This window comes from Thioclava sp. DLFJ5-1 (assembly GCF_002020115.1).
Classification (GTDB): domain Bacteria; phylum Pseudomonadota; class Alphaproteobacteria; order Rhodobacterales; family Rhodobacteraceae; genus Thioclava; species Thioclava sediminum.
The window spans coordinates 535091-551888 of record NZ_MPZU01000002.1; the positions used below are offsets into that span (position 1 = coordinate 535091).

Consider the following 16798-nt stretch of genomic DNA (forward strand, 5'->3'; position numbering starts at 1 on the left):
GCTTATTCAAAACCGCGCCTATGCCGCCGTGACGCGGATCACCGTTTCGGTGCGAGCCGCGAGACCCATGCCTCGCTCGCCGCGGAAATCTCGGTGAAGGCCTTGCGATGGGCGTCGATCGGTTCCCGGTACGGGTCGGCGATCCCTTTGCCCCCCATCCATTGATCGAACAACATCACCCGCCCGCCCAGTTGCGGCGCCCGGCGCGAGATCTCGCGCTTGTGGCCCGCCTCCATCACGAGGATCAACTCGTGCTCGGCGCCGATCTCGGCGGTGAACTGGCGCGCGACGTGACCGTCGAGGCTCAGCCCGTGTTCCGCACAGACCTCGGTCATGGTCTTGTCAGCACTCGCGCCGACGACCGCACCGATGCCCGCCGAACCGACCCTGCAGTCAGGCAGGGCCGCGGCCAGAACCCGTTCGCCCACCGGGGAGCGGCAGATATTGCCAACGCAGACGACGAGGATGGATCCGACTTTCGCCATGGATCAGTTCGCGAGCGCGGAGGCCGCGCGCGCCGTGCTCAGCGTCGGAAGGATGTTGGAGACCACGCGGTTCCATTTCGCGACTGGTGCGGTCGTGACATAGACGACGTCCTGCGGGTGCAGGAAGAATTTCGTGCCAACCACATAGGCCGCCGCGCTCGACGTATCGAGCTGGAACACGATCACACCGCTCGGGCTGTCGCGGAACACGAAGACACCGCGCGCATCGGCCTGATTGGTGTTCAGCCCGCCGACGGAGGTGACGGCTTCGGTGAGGCTCACATCATCCTTGGTCAGATCGATCGGGCCGGGTTTCACCAACTGCCCCAGGAGATAGGCTTCGAGCTTCGTCGCGCGCTGCACCGAGACGACATCGCCATTGCGCAGCACGGGGTTGTTCGAGGCGATGCCCTGGTTGAGGAAGGCTTGCAGATCGACCGCGTAGCTCCGCCCGCCACGACGAACGAGCACTTGGCGCGCATCGGCCGTCTCATTCAGGCCGCCCGCCTCGTTGATCGCATCAAGCAGCGTAAGCGACTTGGAGGTCAGCGGGATCCGCGCAGGCTTGCCCACCTCGCCGGTGACAGAAACGGTCTGCGAGTTGTAGCCCACGACGCGCACCGAAACCTGCGGCGAGGGAATGAATTCCTTCAGCTGACGCGAGAGATCGGCGCGCACCTGCTCCGGCGTGCGGCCCGCGGCGCGCACATTGCCAACATAGGGATAGTAGAAGGTGCCGTCCGAATTGACGCGCAGACCACCCTCGGCGGGCGTCCGGGTCGAACCCGCGGGCGAGGTCAGCTCGGGATGTTCATAAACCACGATATCAAGCAGGTCGCCCGGCCCGATCCGATAATTCCAGTAGTCGCTCGAGGGCAGCGTCGTGCGTCCGCCGCTCAGATCGGACGGTGCGCCGAAGGTGGCAACATTGGCGAGGCTGAGCCGAACGATCGCGACATCGCCCGCCGCCGGATCCTCAACGGAACTGACATTGCGGGTGTTGACCGGGAAATTTGTGGTCGAGGTGTCGCAGGAGGCCAAAAAGAGCAACGCGCAAAGCGCCGCGAAAATCCTCGTCATTGCCCCCATCGTGCCCTCCTGAGCCTCGTTACCTATGCCTGCCACCCATTCCTCGGCCAAGGGACCTGAGACGGGCTTCATCTAGCGCCTCTGAATAGAGAAGCTGTCGCTGTTTTCAACCGCCCATTCATACTTCGGCATGAATCGCCCGCCAAGCCTTTCAACCTTGTGGCGAGCAGCGCACAGCGTGAAACCGGATTGATTTCATCGCGTTCGTGACACCGTTCAGGCGACGCAACGTCACCCCGGGCCTCACGAAGAGGTGATGAGGCGTTGTCGCGAATACTCGCCTAAGGCGTGTGAAAGGACGTTGACCCCCGGGAACAAAGTTAAGTATCTCTCTATCGACGGTATTCGTACGATTTTCAGTATTTTTCACTCTATCGCGTTAGCAAAATATTAAGATTTGCCGCCGCGATAATGATTTTTATTGCCGGGGGGCAGTGTATGATTGGTCTTGAGTATGTTGTGACAGCTTTTGTTGCGTCGCTGTTAATGGCGGTCCTGATCGTTGCGACCAAGAGCTTTCATGGCAAACTCACGCTCGATGGCGATCATGGTGTCCAGAAAATCCACGCAGCTCCAACCCCACGCATCGGGGGCTTTGCGCTCCTCGCAGGCGCGTTGGCTGCCGGCCTGACGCTCGATGCGCAGACGCAGGCGCTCTGGTGGACGATCTGCCTCTGCGCCATTCCCGCCTTCGGCTCCGGCGCGATCGAGGACATTACCAAGAAAGTCTCTGCTAAATGGCGCCTGATCGCCACCGTGTGCGCCGGGCTGATCTTCTGCCTCGTATCCGGCTATCATATTCATCGCTCGGATATTCCCGGCCTCGACTACGTGCTGCTCCACTACCCGGCCTTCGGCATCGCGCTCAGCGCCATCGCGATCGGCGGGATCGCCAATTCGCTCAACATCATCGATGGCGTGAACGGGCTCGCATCCGGCTCCGCGATCATTGTTTTCTCCGCCTTCGCGGTGATCGCCGGACAGACCAATGACGGACCGATCCTCGCGATTTGTCTGCTGATGATCGGCTCGATTGCGGGGTTCTTTGTGATGAATTTCCCCTCCGGCAAGCTGTTTTACGGCGATGCCGGGGCCTATGCGACGGGGTTCGTGCTCGCGGTGATCGGAATTGTCCTTCCCGCCCGAAATCATGAGATTTCCCCGCTGATCGCCGTACTCGCACTCGCCTATCCGTGGATCGAAACCGTGGTCTCGATCAGGCGTCGCGTGAAGCGGGACGGCACGCATCCTGGGGCGGCGGACCGCCTGCATCTCCACAGCCTCGTCTATCGCAGCCGCGCGAAACGAATCGCCGAGTCGCTCGGACGCCCGGAGATGCGCAATCCGATCACCTCGGTTGTGCTCTGGTCGCTCAGCTTGATCGCATGTTCCATCACTGTGCTCAGCGCGACCTCCCCCGCAGCCCTCGGTGCAGGCGTGGGCGTGGTCTTCGTCTGCTACATGCTGATCTACCGCCGCGTCGCGCTTGGCAGCAAATTGCGTCGCGCGATGGCGACTTCCCGCCGTGAACGGGTAAAAATCTAACGCAAATAGGCCCTTATCAACTCGGCCCTCAAAGTTGCGCAGCATGTCTGCGTGTATCTTTTCAGGTGGCGCCGAGCGCTGATTGGCGCATTGAGTCTTACCTATCCTGCGCGGATCGGCGCTCGTCACCACCTCGCCGGGGCCGTAACCGGCCCAAGCGGTCCCTACTTAGCCACCTCGCGATACGGCGCTTCGTCCTGCATAGGTGCAACACTCTCGCAGAGCATCATCCACACCAGAGCCGCGAGAGGAAAAATTGCGAGTCCCGTAAGCATCGCGTGAATCCCCATTCACCTCATACCCGTCACAAATATGTCATATCACAGGATGCGCGAATCGGCATGAAATAAAGTTGCTGGAGCCGCTGTCCATTTGGACAGTTTCTCTGGCCTGACTTAGGTTTAGCCCGAATCAAAAAGGCCCCGCAGATGCGGGGCCCTTCTTATTCTCGGCTCGAACGGATCAGTTCGTGCCGTTGGTCCCGTTGGTCCCATTGGTACCGCCGCCGCTGCCCATCGCAGCCGCTGCAAGACCGACACCAATGATCACCGCTGCGACCGGGGTGGCGCCGCTAAGAGTGCTCTTCGTCGCCTTGGGCGTGCAAGTCACAGCGACGTTCCCGTCGGCGTTGTAAACGGCATCGGAAACGGCCGTTTCACAAACGTTATTGGCTTTTGCCCAAGCGACGAGCGCGTCATGGCTGAGATTGGCCGGCGCTTGCAGATCCTGGGCCGCACCCGGAAGGGCGCCGGCGAGAGTAGCTGCCACTGCAATGGCACCGGTAAAGAACTTCGTCATCGAAACCTCCGATTAGGTTGGGATAGGTAAGACATGATAATCTTATATTAATCTTTTGGTGAACCATAGGGTTAATTAATCCCGAACGGTTCAACCGGCTTAGTTGAGCACACCAATCGCGATCTGCCCGACAGTAGGGGAAACCCATTGCCGCCCGGCTTGGACCCGTCCCTTTTTATTGGTCCAATAAATATTGGTGACGGTCATTTTCGGATTGCTGCATTTTTCTTCGTGACGCAGCAAATTCTGCCCCGCGAGGGTTTCGTTTCCGGCTGTCGTCATTTCGCAGCCAAGCAGGACATAATCGGAATGGTTGTCCGCCGTGAGGAAGCGGTAGGTCCGGCGATAGGCGCCGATCTTCGTCCCGCGAAGGGCGGCGAGCGTCGGTCCGGAATCCGCGGCCATCAGATCATCGCCTAAACCTCTGGTTGCAATCACCACGCCACGATCCACGGACACCGTGATGTCGTCATCCGTGCGCCAGGTTTCGACCGTGCCGTTACGCCCGGCCAGAGACAGGGTCGCATTGGCGTCGCGCGACGGGATGACTACTTCGAGACCGCGCGCGGGAGCGGTCTGCGTCACCACTTTCACGCCGACGCCCTCGCCTTGAGCTGTAGCAGTCGGCGCAGTCGCGCCCTGCCCCGCGGAACGGCTGCCCGAGAGCGTCACGGTATTGCTCAGATTTTCGAGCTGCGCACAGCCCCCAAGCGCCAGCAGCGCCGCACCGAAAACCAGTGATCTCATCGCCAGAACCGCTCCCAATTGCCGTCGAAGGAGCCGGGCTGATCCTCGCGCACCATCCCGTAAAGCCGGTTGGACACCCCCAGCCGCGCCCCGCCATCGCGCACGATCGGCTGGATCACGGTCGAATAACGTTGCTTCGTTGGCTGTCCCGTCGCCCAGTGCAGCGGGATCGTAATCATGAAGCCCTTGTCGAAGGAGCCCTCGCCGAAATCTGCCGAGGACACATCGGTCTTCGTCGCATAGACGCCGACCTTCCAGCCATTGTCGAAAACGCGCGAGAAGCTCAGCGTCGCCCCCCAGTCGCCCGCGAGATACCGGCCCACATCGAGCTGCGTATAGAACTGGTCGGTGAACTGGTAATAGGCCGACAGATGGCCCGTCGTGACCTCGTAATCGCGCAGATCGAAACGCTGGTCATAGCCGCGCTGGCGCACCCGGTTGAGCTCAGCCCCGAGCGCGAGACGGCTGTGCTCGGGCGCCCAGAGCAGCTCGGTCGAGACGCCCGCGAACATCGGCTCCAGATAGCCCGCAGTCACACGTCCGAAGAGATCGCGACCGGGACGGAAGAAATAGGCCCCCGTCAGTTCGGGAACCGTGGGGCCGGAATTCTTGTAATAGAGCCACGCATCCGAGCGCACATGCGGCAGCACCGAATCCGAGGGCCGGTTCGCCTGATTGAGATTGCCGATTACCTTCTGGTTCACGCGCCCGGACAGCAGCAGGCCCGGTGCGATCTCGTATTGCGCATTGACGCTGACACCAAGATCGGCGCGCATCGGATCGTCGGGATCGAACAGGCCCGGTCGCAGATACGGCCCGACATCCCACGAAAAGCGGGGATAGGTCCCGGGCGCAACCGGAAGGTGAGCGGGCGCGCCATCGATCTGCGCATGGGCCCGCATCAGCTCGCCGCCGACCGGGTGAAATTCATAGGCCTCGAGATCGTCACGGCGGATCGTCGTGGTCGAGACGGGCTGCGAATTTTCCGACAGGGTGATCGCGAACCGGTCGACGCTCGCCGGGGCCTGCGCGCTCAGCACGCGGGCCGCGCGCCCAATCGCCTCGGGCGGCGCATTGTAGCGATCGTTGCGGATCTGGACCGCGAGGGTGGAGCCGCTGAGCTCCGCGCCTTCCAGCACGAGGCCTTGCTGCGCCAAGCCCGGGCGGAGCTTCGCCGCGAGATAGGCCGGATCGTTCGTCCAGCTTTGCGCGGCCTCGACGCCGGCTCGCGGCACGACCGGCGGCGGCGCGTCATTGAGCCCGCTCGGATGGGCGTTGTGTTTGGGGTTCAGCGCATAGCTCAGCTGCACGCTCAGATCGGTGCCGTAGAGATAGCCCGCCGTGATCGAGGCGTTGTCGCTGAGCTTGTATTGCGCGGCGATATTGATCGGGGATTTGCGATCGAAGGTCGGGCCGTCCTCGCGCGTATAGGCGTCGGAGGAATATTCCCCCATCAGCCGCAGCCGGTCGGTCGCCTGCCATTCGACACCAGCGAACAGCGCCGCATCTCCGGTAAACCATTGCTGCGGCTGGAATGTCCCACCCTGCGCCCCGGTGCGTTCGCCGCGTGTCTTGAAGTGATCTCCCAGCACGCCCAGCGGATTGTCGAAGCCGTTATTCGACCCGAGCCGCCCCCAGCCGATCCCCGCCGTCGCGCGCAGTTTCGGCGTGACCGACTTGGTCGCCACGACATATTCGCCGGAATAGACACCGGTGCCGGTCATGTCGTTGATACCGATGGCCATCGCGGGCCGAAAGCGGCCCTCGTCGAGGAAACGATACTGGATCGAGAAGCTGCGGTCGTAGAGTGTGCCGCTGCCGCCCAAGTAGTTCTTGATCGTCGAATACCGGAAGCCTGCCGACAGGCGCGGTGTGATCTGGAACGCGGCCGAGACGCGGGTCTGCCCGGCGAAGGCGAAGACATTGAAGCCAAGCTCCGCATCCTCGCGGCTGCCCGCGACGGGCATGTCGATCAGGCCGGGGATGCCGTAACTGTTATAGCCCCACGCGCGGTCGGCCGACTGCGCGCAGGCGGGACCAAATCCGAACCCTGCAAGCGCACTGCTCGCCATCGCGAGGAAGAGAAAACGGGAGCGGTAGGGGCGCACCAACATATGTGTAGAAATCCGGCTCGGTCACAATCAATTGGAGACCTAGCAGAGAGTCGTACTCCTCCGAAACGCGAATTCACGCTTTCTTAAGGAGCTGTCGCAGATTTGCACGGAGTGGTGGCGGCGCACCGCCGAGTTGGCTGCTATTCGCCGGCCAAGCGCATGTAGACGTCTTCGTAGCGGATGATGTCATCCTCGCCCAGATAGGCGCCGGTCTGCACCTCGATCAGCACCATCGGCAGCTTCCCGGGGTTTTCGAGCCGGTGAGTCTCGCCGATCGGGATGTAGACGGATTCGTTTTCCGTCACGAGGCGGGTCTCGGTTCCCAGCGTCACCAGCGCGGTGCCTTGCACAACGATCCAATGCTCCGCCCGATGGTGATGGCTTTGCAAGCTGAGCGCCGCGCCGGGCTTGACCGTGATGCGCTTCACCTGAAATCGGTCACTGAGCACAAGGCGTTCGAACCAGCCCCAGGGCCTGTGTTCGCGTGGAAAATCCGTGGCTTGCGCGGCGTTTCGCGCCTTGAGCGCGCTGACCGCCGCCTTCACATCCTGCGCCCGCGAGCGATGCGCGACAAGCACCGCATCCGGCATCGCCACCGCGATCACATCCTCAAGCCCGATCCCGACCATCTCGATGCGCGGATCTTCGGACCGCAGCAGGCTGTCGCGGCAGTCGATGGCCGTCGCGGGTCCAGAGAGCGTCACCCCATCGGGGCGTGTCCCCGGATTCGCACGGCGCACCGCTTCCCAGTCGCCAAGATCGGACCAGCCCGCCTGCACCGGCATGACGGAGACAGTCTCTGCACGCTCCATGATCGCGTAATCGATGGAGATGTCGGGCGCCGCGCTCCATGCCTCCGGATCGAGGCGCAGAAATCCCAGATCGGCGCGCGCCGCGGCAAAGGCTTGTTCAACCGGAGCGAGAACCGTCGGCGCATGGGTTCGGGCTGCGTCGAGGATTGCCCCTGCCGAAAACAGGAACACCCCGGCATTCCACAGGTAATCCCCGCTCTCATACATCGCGCGGGCCTGCGCGATGTCGGGTTTCTCGATGAACCGGAGCAAAGGCACGACGCCCTGCGCATCTGCCTCCCGACTGGGTTCGAGATAGCCATACCCCGTTTCCGCGCGGTCGGGTGTGATGCCGAAAGTCACCAGCCGCCCTGCCCGCGCCGCGGGCTCCGCCGCCGCGATCGCGTGCCGAAACGCATCTGGATCGGCGATGACATGATCCGACGGAGCGACCAGCATCAGCGCCTGCTCTCCGGCCTTTTGCGCGACCCAAAGCGCGGCCGCGAGTATGGCGGGCGCGGTGTTGCGGCCCTCGGGCTCGAGCATCACCGCGCCCGGGTCGATCCCGGTATCGGCAAGCTGCTCCGTCGCGATGAAGCGAAAATCGGACTGTGTCAGGACCACGGGGGGCGCGAAACCCTCGCCCGACAGCCGTTCGGCCGTGGCCTGAAACAGGGGCTTTGGGCCAGTCAGTTCTGCGAATTGCTTCGGGTAGCTGCGCCGGGACAGTGGCCATAGCCGAGTGCCCGATCCGCCCGCGAGAAGAACCGGAGTGATCATGCGTATCCTCCCAAAACAGCGGCAGATTTTCTGCCTGCCACGAGCCTGGCACAGGCATCCCTAACGCAAGGTTAACTTCGGATCGGACAACCTAAGCGCGCACGTTTTCGCGCAGGTTCGCCTTGCCTGATTGACTTTCCGCGCCCGATCCCTCAGCCAATACGGGCGTAATTCGATTGAACAGAAAGCCCTTTCATGACCGATCAAAGCCCGGCCCGCGCGTGGCATGTGGCCCAGTTCAAGCCCAACAGCGCCGCGATCGCCCGGCGTAATCTGGAGCGGCAGCGGTTCGAAATTTTCCTGCCGATGGTCGAGACGACGCGTCGCCAGTCGGGCAAGTTCGTGACCCGCAGTGCGCCGCTCTTTCCGGGCTATCTTTTCGTGCGCGAACAGGAGAAATCGGCGCGTCTGGGCGCGGTTAACGGCACGCAGGGGATCACGCGGCTCGTGGCGCTCGCGGGGCGCCCGACACCGGTTCCCGATGCGATGATCAAGGCGCTGCAGGCGCGCTGCGACGCGGAGGACCAGCTGCAGCCGCTGCCGGAATACGCGCCGGGAGACGAGGTCACGCTGGCGACCGGCCCCTTCGCGGATTTCGTGGCCACGGTCGAAAAGGTCGATGCCGAGAAACGGGTCTGGCTGCTGCTGGATTTCATGGGCCGCGAGACCCGGATCAAGGCGACATCCGACGCCTTGATCTGAGGCTCTCAATTACCGCGGCAAACTAGCCTTTGTGCTGCTCATACGCGGCCAAGGCGCGCTCTCGGCCTTTCTTGAGATCGATCAGGCGCTCGGGGTATTTTTGGTTTAACGACAACTCCCAACTCTCTGGGACCGCTTCGAAATAATCCGTCGCCGTCTCGGGCGGGTTGACCTGCCCCTCGGCGATGAAATCCTTCCGGTAACGCCCGTCCTTGTCGAATTTTTCGAGCTGCGTCTCGGGATTGAACACGCGGAAATAAGGCGTCGCATCGGGCCCGGGCCCGGCCACCCATTGCCAGCCCATCGCGTTGCTCGCCGGGTCCCAATCGATCAGGCAATCCTCAAACCAGCGCAGGCCCACCCGCCAATCGGTCATCAGATGCTTGCTGAGATAGGAGGCCACGATCATCCGCGCGCGGTTATGCATCGTTCCGGTGACATACATCTCGCGCATCGCCGCATCGACGAAGGGCTCGCCGGTCAGGCCGCGCCGCCACGCCTCGGCGTCATTGTTGTCGCGCCGCCAGTCGAATCCGTTCCACTCCTCGCGCCAATTGCGCTCGGCCATATCGGGCCAGTGGAAGAACAGATGCCACGCGAATTCGCGCCAGACGAGCTCCTTCAGGAAGGTCTCGGCGCCTTGATTGCCCTCGCTCATGTAGCGATACCCGGCGTGCCAGATCGTGCGCGGAGAAATTTCGCCATAAGTCAAGTTTTCCGACAGGCCCGAGGTGCCGCCCGAGGCGGGCACGTCGCGTTGCGTTTTGTAGTCCGAGAGGCGGACTCTCAGGAAATTCGACAGCCGTGACTGGGCGGCGCGCTCGCCGACATTGACATGTTTCGCGACGATTGCCGCACCGCGCCGCATCCTTGCGCCCATCTTCCAGTCGTCCAGCTTTTCGCTTTCAGGCCAGTTATTTGGAGCACGAAGCTCAGATACCGTCTTAACTTCCGGCGGGATGTCCGTGCCCTTCACTGCGTTCCAATAGGGCGTGTAGACCTTGTAAGGCCCGCCCGTTTTCGTCTCCACGGTCCACGGCTCGAACAAGAGATGCCCGGTGAAGCTTTGGGCCTCGATCCCAGCCTCGGAGAGCGTGGATTTCACCTCCGTATCGGTCTCCCGGCCCGGCTTGTCATAGCGGCGCGACCAATAGACCGCGCCTGCCCCGGTCTCCTCGATCAGCGCTTGAAGGACCTTCAGCGGCGCGCCTTTGCGCAGGATCAGCTGCGAGCCTTTCTCCGCGAGGTTCTCCGCGAAGGTCTCCACGGCAAGGCCGAGCCGCCATTTCGCCGCCGCCCCCAAGGCTTCGACCTGATCGTCATGGATGAAGACCGGGATCACCGGCGCGCCGGTTTTGGCTGCCGCCGCCATCGCCTCGTGATCGTGGAATCGAAAGTCGCGCCGCAGCCATAACAGGACGGGGGTGTCACTCATGCTCGTCTCCTTTGCCTCCCTTTCCCTACGCGCGGCGCCCGATCCGGTTCAGTCGCGCCCAAATTTTCCGCAACGCCCCTCTGCGTCGAGGCTTTTCCACACTTTGCCGCAGGGCTCCTGCCTATCTGCCGTGCAAATGCCTCTTGCGAGGGCGAAAAAGCCGCTCTAGCGTTTTCACAAAACGAACACAAAACAGGGAATATGCAATGAAGAATTCTGCTCTCCTTCTGGCGGGGATTGCCGTGGCCGCGCTGAGCGCCCCGGCCCGTGCCGCCGACCCGGACCTGACCATCTTCGATTGGGCCGGTTTCGAAATCCCCGGCCTTTTCCAGCCTTACATCGATAAATACGGCGACAGCCCGACCTACGCTTTCTTTGGCGATGACGACGAGGCCTATCAGAAACTCGCTTCGGGCTTCAAAGCAGACGCGGCGCATCCCTGTTCGCAGATGATCTCGAAATACAAGGATGCCGGGCTGATCGAACCCTGGGACGTCTCGAAGATCCCGGAATTCAAGAACATCGACCCCAAGTATCTGAACTCGAAGATCTTCGTCGATGACGACAAGAACGTCTGGTATCTGCCGACCGACTGGGGCGCGACCGCGATCGCCTACAACCCCGACAAGGTCCCGGCCGAAGACGTGGCGAGCCTCGATGTCTTCGTGAACCCAAAATATGCGGGCCGCACTTCGCTGCCCGACAGCTCGGACGATGTCTGGGCGCTGGCCTATCTCGCGACCGGCGTGACCGACTGGACCAATGTCACCGACGAACAGTTCCAGGCCGCCGCCGACTGGCTGCGCGAGGCCAACAAGAACGTCCAAAGCTACTGGACCGACCCCTCGCAGCAGGCGCAGCTGATGGCCTCGGGCGAAGTGCTGGTCGCGTGGTCGTGGAATGACGGCGTCGCCTATCTGCAGGACGACAACTACCCGGTCGCCTTCCAGCGCGAGGCGAAAGAGGGCTCGTCGACCTGGTTCTGCGGTTTCGTGAACCTCAAGGACGGTCCCGGCTCGGAAGAAAAGCTTTATGATTTCATGAACGCATGGCTGCGCCCCGAGGCGGGCCCGGTTCTCGTCGACGAGATCGGCTACGGTCACACCAACACTGAAGCGATGAAGCTGATCCCGCCAGAGCAGCTGGAAACGGCGGGCCTGACCGAGATCAACGCGCCAATCCTCGCCCAGACGCCGAACTCGCCGGAACTGCGCGAAAAGCAGCTGGCCGAGTTCGAGAAAATCAAGGCTGGCTTCTGATCACTGCGCCGAATAGATCACAGCGAAGGGCCGCGTCTGACGCGGCCCTTTTTAATTGCCCCCCTCGCCCTAGCTGCGTGCAACCGACCATTTGAGACAAGTCATGATACTCAACGCAGCCATTATCCTTCTCGCCCTGATCGTCCTTGCAGCAATGTTCCTGCCCCAGCTGCGCGACCGCCCGAAATGGCGCGCGATGGTGACCCCGCTGGCCTCGATCATTGGCTCCGGCTTTCTGGTACTGGGCCCGATTTTGGAGGTCCGCTACGGCAGCTTCGCCCCGCTCGCGATGGCGGCTTTGTGTGCTCTGGGCTGGTTTTTCGGCGCGGCCGTGCGCGCCAACATCCGCGCCGAGGAGGTGCCCGACACCGCCGTGATCAAGCGCATCGAAGAGGTGGCGCAGCTCGCGCTCGCCTTCGCCTATGTCATCTCGGTCGCCTATTACCTCAACCTGTTCGGGGCTTTCGCCGTCTCGCTCACGCCGTGGAACACGGATTTCGCCGCCCGCGCGGTAACCACGGCGATGCTCGCCATCGTCGCCATCGCCGGGTTCTCCGGAGGGTTCAAACGGCTCGAGCAGATGGAATATGCCTCGGTCGCGCTCAAACTCGCGATCATCGCCGGTCTGATCCTCGGGCTGGCGGTCTATTTCGGCAAGGTGGCCGTCGCCGGCGATCTGATGGTCGATGCACCGACGCTGGGCCCGTGGGACTCGCTGCGGCTGCTCTTCGGCCTGATCGTCACCGTCCAGGGGTTCGAGACCGCGCGCTATCTGGGCAAGAGCTACGATGCCGACACCCGGGTCGCGGCGATGAAATGGGCGCAGATGCTCGCGACCGCAATCTACATGGTCTATATCGCGCTGCTCGCCTATATCTTCACGCCCAACGCCCATAACCTGACCGAGACCGCGATCATCGACATGATGCGCGTCGTCGCTCCGATCCTGCCCGCGATGTTGGTGGCCGCTGCGCTGGCGGCGCAATTCTCGGCCGCCGTGGCCGATACCGGGGGCGCGGGCGGTCTGATCGCGGAGTTCTCGCGCGGGAAAATCCCGCAAAAAGCGGCCTATCCGGTGTTGATCGGCGCCGGGATCGCGCTGACCTGGACGACCGATCTATTCCAGATCATCTCCTATGCGTCGCGCGCCTTCGCCGGCTACTACACGCTGCAAGCGGTGCTCGCCGCACTGCAGACCGAGGGCACGAAGCGCTACGCGTTCTGGGCGCTCGCCGCTTTGGGGGTGGCGATCACGCTTCTTGGCATTCCGGCCGAAGGCGACTGATCGGCGGAACCGCCTCGGCTTAACTCTCGGAAAGCGCCTGCGCATGCAGCCGTGCATCGAGCGCGTAGTAATCGCCGATGAAGCCGCGAATATCATCGCTCAGAAAGGCGTCGTAAGGCGGCGTGCGCGCGCCCATCCACTCCCCCGGAAGCGCATCGGAGAGATCACGGATCGCCCCCCCCGCCCGCCTTTTGCGCGGCATTGGTCAGCCCCAATCGGATGTCGCGAAGCTCTTCGGGCAGGCGGTCCCGCAGAAAGTTCTCGAAACTCTCGATCTCCTCTAGCGCAAACAGCCGGTCCCAGCGGCGATTTTGCAAGTAGCTCCACTGCGCGGTCCAATGGCTGTCCTGCACCTTACGTGCGGTCGCGTTGATGTAGAAACAGACCTGCCGAAAGCTCAATCCGCGCTCGATCATCTCCCGGTCCGGATCGCCCCCGCCCGCGAAAAACGCATAGACCGGGCGCGTATGATGCAGCACCGAATCCTGCATTCGGTTGCGCCCGAACTTGTCGCAATAACAGCTGACCAACCGGTCGACGGGATCGCGCAGCAGCGCAACCGAGACCCAGTCCGGCGCGTGATCGACGCGGTCGCGCGCAGCGAAAGCCCAATGGCGCGCTTGCATCAGGCTCTGCCCGGAATCGAGCCAGTAATGCGACATGCCGGGTTCGGGCCGACCGTCGCCGACCAGCCGCAGCGCCCAATCCTTGACCGATGTATTGGCGACCTTCGCGATCGGGCAGAAAACGGCGCGCGCAGGTGCGATATACAGCATCGCGCCGTCATATTGACTGCGATCGTGATCGCGCAGCAGCCGCGCATTGCGGCGATATTCCTCCGATCCCCGCAACTCTCGCTCGACATCGGCCACGCTCGCGCGCCGCTCCTTCAACGAGCTCTGCGCCCCCTCTTTCGCAGGGCGTCCGAGATAGGCTTGGAACAAGGTGTCGATCGCGGAGGGCGTTGCCTGCGTCTGCGCGGCGAGGTCGGGATCGGCAAAGGGGACGGGGTGCGGCGGTAAATCTTTCATGCGGCAAGACTTTCATAGCGGGACATCAGCGGCGCGAGCTGCGCGGGCCAGCCATATTGCGCGACCTCTTCCGGGCGGCGCTGCGAGCCTATCGCGCCGGTCATGGCATCGCGCAGCAAGCGGCGGAACTGCTCCGGGTCGTCTGCGACATGCACGCCGCTGAGGCGTTCCGCCTCTTCGAACCCGCGCATCGCGGGGCGCATCGCGACGACAGGTTTGCAGGACATAAGCGCCTCGGCGGTCTTGAGATTGGTGCCGCCGCCCTCGGTGATCGGAAGGCAGATGGCGCGGGCGTGATGCAGAAGACCGCTCAAGGTTTCTTCCGCCACCACGCCAAGGGGCGCGACGAATTCCGCGTTCATTTGCGCGTACCGCCGAAAGCGGTCGTCGTCGGTGATTAAATGGGTCATTCCGCCTGCAACGACGAGGCGACTGCAAGGTGGCAGAAAGCCGGGAATTTCACCGAAGGACGCCCAATAGCCACGCGCGTTCGGCGGATGAGCAGAGCCCGCGACAAACGCATAGGGTCCGTCGAGCGGCGCGGACGGGCGCGCCTCGGGAGCGGGCGCCCAGCAGCCGTTTGGCGCTACGACGAGTTCTGTCGCGCCCGGCAGGCGCGCGAAATGGCACGCATCGACCTCACAGACCGCGACGGTGAGATCGGCCCTCGCGACGAGTGCGGCCTCGAACGCCTCAGCCTCCGCGCGCCAATGCGGATCGATCAGCGCGGCCTCGACATTATGCGCGGAATAGATCAGCCGAGCGCGGCGCAGGACCGGATCGCGGTTTAACGCCTCGGCGAATAGCGGATAGAGCCACGGATGTTCGAACTGCACCGCATCGGGGGCGAAATCGCGCAGTTCCCTGATCAGCCCTTCGATCAGCGGATGATCTTTGAGCGTGTCGGAGATATGAAGATCCTCGCGGCGCTGCGGATCGTGGAGACGCGCAAGCAGCGCCTCCGGCACCGCCGTGCGGCGCTCATCGGGGGAGCCATCGGGATAGCCGCGCGTCGAGTAGATCGGGACGTAGCGGAAGATGTTGCCCGCCGCGCGCGCCTGCCGGGCGATGGCCGCGACCCGGCGCTGGCCGCCATGCAGAGGGCGGTGGATCGGGTAATGACCGAAAGCTGCGATCTTCATGCGGCATCGTCGCGATAGGGGATCGGCTGGCGCGACTGGTGGGTCCATGCAGGGTCGCGCGTGGAGGTGTCACCGCCGGCCGCTTCGAACCCGGCGGTGAGTGCCGCTCGAAAATCGGCCCATCGATGCGGCGTGAACCGCTCCGCTTGCGCACAGGCCGCGCGATAGGCCGCCTCGTCGTCCATCAGCGCCTCGGCCCGGGCCAGCCATCGCTCGCCGTCGAATAGCCCGATCGCCTCCGCGCAGCCCTCCGCCGCCTCGATCAAGGCGGGCGCATCCGATGTCAGACAGGGTTTGCCATGCAGAAGCGACTCGACGACCGGGAGCCCCCAGCCCTCGTAATGAGACGGGTAGATCGTGTAGCGGCAAAGCGCATAGAGCGCCTGCAGCTCGGCGTCGTCGACATCATCGAGGATGCGGATCGCGCCATGCGGCAGGCCGGGATCGGCGCGCACCATTTCAAGCAGCGGGCCGATCGACCAGCCGGGCTGCCCGACCCAGACCAACGGCATGATATCGCCCGCGCGGCGCGCAGCCAGTTCACGCCAGAGCCGATAGGCGAAATCATGGTTCTTGCGCGGCTCCTGCGTGCCCACCATCAAAACGTAGCCCCCAGGCTCCAGATCGCGATGTGCGAAGAGCCCCGCGAGATCGGTGGCGGACGCGGTCTCGCGGAACGCATCCGCGCCAAGCGTCACGACGCGCACCTTCTCCGGTTGCAACTCGGGATAGCCGCAGCGGGCGGCATGGGCGAGCAGATCGCGCCGCGTCACCTCCGAATTCGTCCAAACCCGATCCACGCCCCAGAGCATCCAATGCAGCGCGGGCGGAAAGGTCTCGCGCGTCGTGGGCTCGGCCACGTGGCCCCACAGGATCGGGATCAGGTCGTGGATGTAATAACTCAGCCGCCAGCCGTGAGCGGCCCGCATCTCATAGGCGGCCCGGTAGCGCGCATCGCCCCAGAATCCACCGGCAGAGACATACTCGCCCACCTCTTCCGGCACGATCCGATTTCGCTCCGCGCAGATCTGGTCGTGGACCGTATGCACCAGCCCGTAATGCGCCCGGTGATTGAGCGCGTCGAGCGCCCGGATGCGCGGCGCGATCCCCGGCGCGAACCGTTCCAGAGCCACGAGCCCATGGCGCATTAGGGCATATTCCTCCCCGCTCAGCCGCAGCAATTCTTCCGCCACGGCGCTCTCGCGGCGCACGCGGGTCTCGGCCTCGTCGTATCGCCCGCCCTGCCCGACCGCCCGCACCCTGCGCCGGGCGCGCCAGAGAAACCGTCCGATCCGCGCCCAGGAGCGCCAGCGCCGCGGCGCGGTGAGCGCGCGTGAAGGCGCCTCCGGCTGACAGCCGTTGCGGAAGATGACCTCCTCGAAGATCGCCTGCGGAATGCGGTAAAACCCGCCGCGCGCCTCATCATAGATCGCCGGTACCGCGCGCGCCCCAAACCGGGCGGCAAACGCCCGCCAGACCGCATGCTCCACCCGCAAGATGCCCATCGGCCGCCAATGGCGGAACTGATAGCTTGTGCTGAGATCGATCAGGATCGACTTGTCGCTCATCGCGTCCCTCCGTGGCCAGTTCTTGAC

At 63.5% G+C, this 16798-nt stretch carries 14 protein-coding genes; 4 read left to right on the forward strand and 10 right to left on the reverse strand.

The features are described 5' to 3' along the window. Positions 1-38 precede the first annotated feature (38 nt). Positions 39-485 carry a low molecular weight protein-tyrosine-phosphatase gene (locus BMI86_RS09810; protein WP_078541090.1) on the reverse strand — a complete coding sequence of 149 codons (447 nt, stop codon included), beginning with the start codon at positions 483-485 and terminating at the stop codon, positions 39-41. Between the two features lie 3 nt (positions 486-488). Then, positions 489-1646 (reverse strand): polysaccharide biosynthesis/export family protein, encoded by a 1158-nt coding sequence (locus BMI86_RS09815; RefSeq protein ID WP_246831681.1) that lies wholly within the window; start codon positions 1644-1646, stop codon positions 489-491. 414 nt (positions 1647-2060) lie between these two features. Between BMI86_RS09815 and BMI86_RS09820 the strand changes: the two genes are divergently transcribed. Next, positions 2061-3119 carry a glycosyltransferase gene (locus BMI86_RS09820; protein ID WP_244176631.1) on the forward strand — a complete coding sequence of 353 codons (1059 nt, stop codon included), beginning with the start codon at positions 2061-2063 and terminating at the stop codon, positions 3117-3119. Between the two features lie 462 nt (positions 3120-3581). Here BMI86_RS09820 and BMI86_RS09825 read toward each other — a convergent pair whose 3' ends face one another. The 4 genes from BMI86_RS09825 to BMI86_RS09840 form a co-directional block, all read right to left on the reverse strand. Beyond that, positions 3582-3917, reverse strand: coding sequence for a hypothetical protein (locus tag BMI86_RS09825; protein WP_078541095.1), 336 nt, complete (start codon positions 3915-3917; stop codon positions 3582-3584). A gap of 99 nt (positions 3918-4016) precedes the next feature. Further along, the gene (locus BMI86_RS09830) at positions 4017-4664 is read right to left on the reverse strand and encodes a YjbF family lipoprotein (RefSeq protein ID WP_078541097.1); all 648 of its coding nucleotides are present in this window, start codon (positions 4662-4664) and stop codon (positions 4017-4019) included. Continuing rightward, on the reverse strand, positions 4661-6778 hold the full coding sequence (locus tag BMI86_RS09835) for a YjbH domain-containing protein (RefSeq protein WP_078541099.1): 2118 nt from the start codon (positions 6776-6778) through the stop codon (positions 4661-4663). The genes BMI86_RS09830 and BMI86_RS09835 overlap by 4 nt, the downstream gene beginning before the upstream one ends. Positions 6779-6918: 140 nt before the next feature. Beyond that, complete coding sequence (locus BMI86_RS09840) at positions 6919-8349, reverse strand: mannose-1-phosphate guanylyltransferase/mannose-6-phosphate isomerase (RefSeq protein ID WP_078541101.1); 1431 nt, start codon at positions 8347-8349, stop codon at positions 6919-6921. A 195-nt stretch (positions 8350-8544) separates the two neighbouring features. Between BMI86_RS09840 and BMI86_RS09845 the strand changes: the two genes are divergently transcribed. After that, a complete protein-coding gene (locus BMI86_RS09845) occupies positions 8545-9051 on the forward strand; it encodes a transcription termination/antitermination NusG family protein (protein WP_078541103.1) in 507 nt (168 codons plus the stop codon). A 22-nt stretch (positions 9052-9073) separates the two neighbouring features. Here the strand turns inward: BMI86_RS09845 and BMI86_RS09850 are convergent, their stop codons facing one another. Then, positions 9074-10486, reverse strand: a complete 1413-nt coding sequence (locus tag BMI86_RS09850; protein ID WP_078541105.1) for a deoxyribodipyrimidine photo-lyase — start codon at positions 10484-10486, stop codon at positions 9074-9076. A 206-nt stretch (positions 10487-10692) separates the two neighbouring features. Here BMI86_RS09850 and BMI86_RS09855 point away from each other — a divergent pair, with 206 nt between their 5' ends. Both BMI86_RS09855 and BMI86_RS09860 read left to right on the forward strand, forming a co-directional pair. Further along, entirely contained in the window at positions 10693-11745 is a 1053-nt protein-coding gene (locus BMI86_RS09855) for an ABC transporter substrate-binding protein (RefSeq protein WP_078541107.1), read from the forward strand. A gap of 103 nt (positions 11746-11848) precedes the next feature. Beyond that, entirely contained in the window at positions 11849-13030 is a 1182-nt protein-coding gene (locus tag BMI86_RS09860; protein ID WP_246831682.1) for a hypothetical protein, read from the forward strand. Positions 13031-13194: 164 nt separating this feature from the next. Here BMI86_RS09860 and BMI86_RS09870 read toward each other — a convergent pair whose 3' ends face one another. From BMI86_RS09870 to BMI86_RS09880, 3 genes are read right to left on the reverse strand one after another with little or no spacing between them, the layout of a single operon-like run. After that, positions 13195-14061 (reverse strand): sulfotransferase family 2 domain-containing protein, encoded by an 867-nt coding sequence (locus BMI86_RS09870; RefSeq protein WP_078541111.1) that lies wholly within the window; start codon positions 14059-14061, stop codon positions 13195-13197. After that, positions 14058-15203 carry a glycosyltransferase gene (locus tag BMI86_RS09875; protein WP_168173828.1) on the reverse strand — a complete coding sequence of 382 codons (1146 nt, stop codon included), beginning with the start codon at positions 15201-15203 and terminating at the stop codon, positions 14058-14060. Before BMI86_RS09875 ends, BMI86_RS09870 begins: the two co-directional genes overlap by 4 nt. Next, positions 15200-16771: a glycosyltransferase family 1 protein gene (locus BMI86_RS09880; protein ID WP_078541115.1), complete on the reverse strand. Its 1572-nt coding sequence runs from the start codon at positions 16769-16771 to the stop codon at positions 15200-15202. The genes BMI86_RS09875 and BMI86_RS09880 overlap by 4 nt, the downstream gene beginning before the upstream one ends. Positions 16772-16798: the final 27 nt, after the last annotated feature.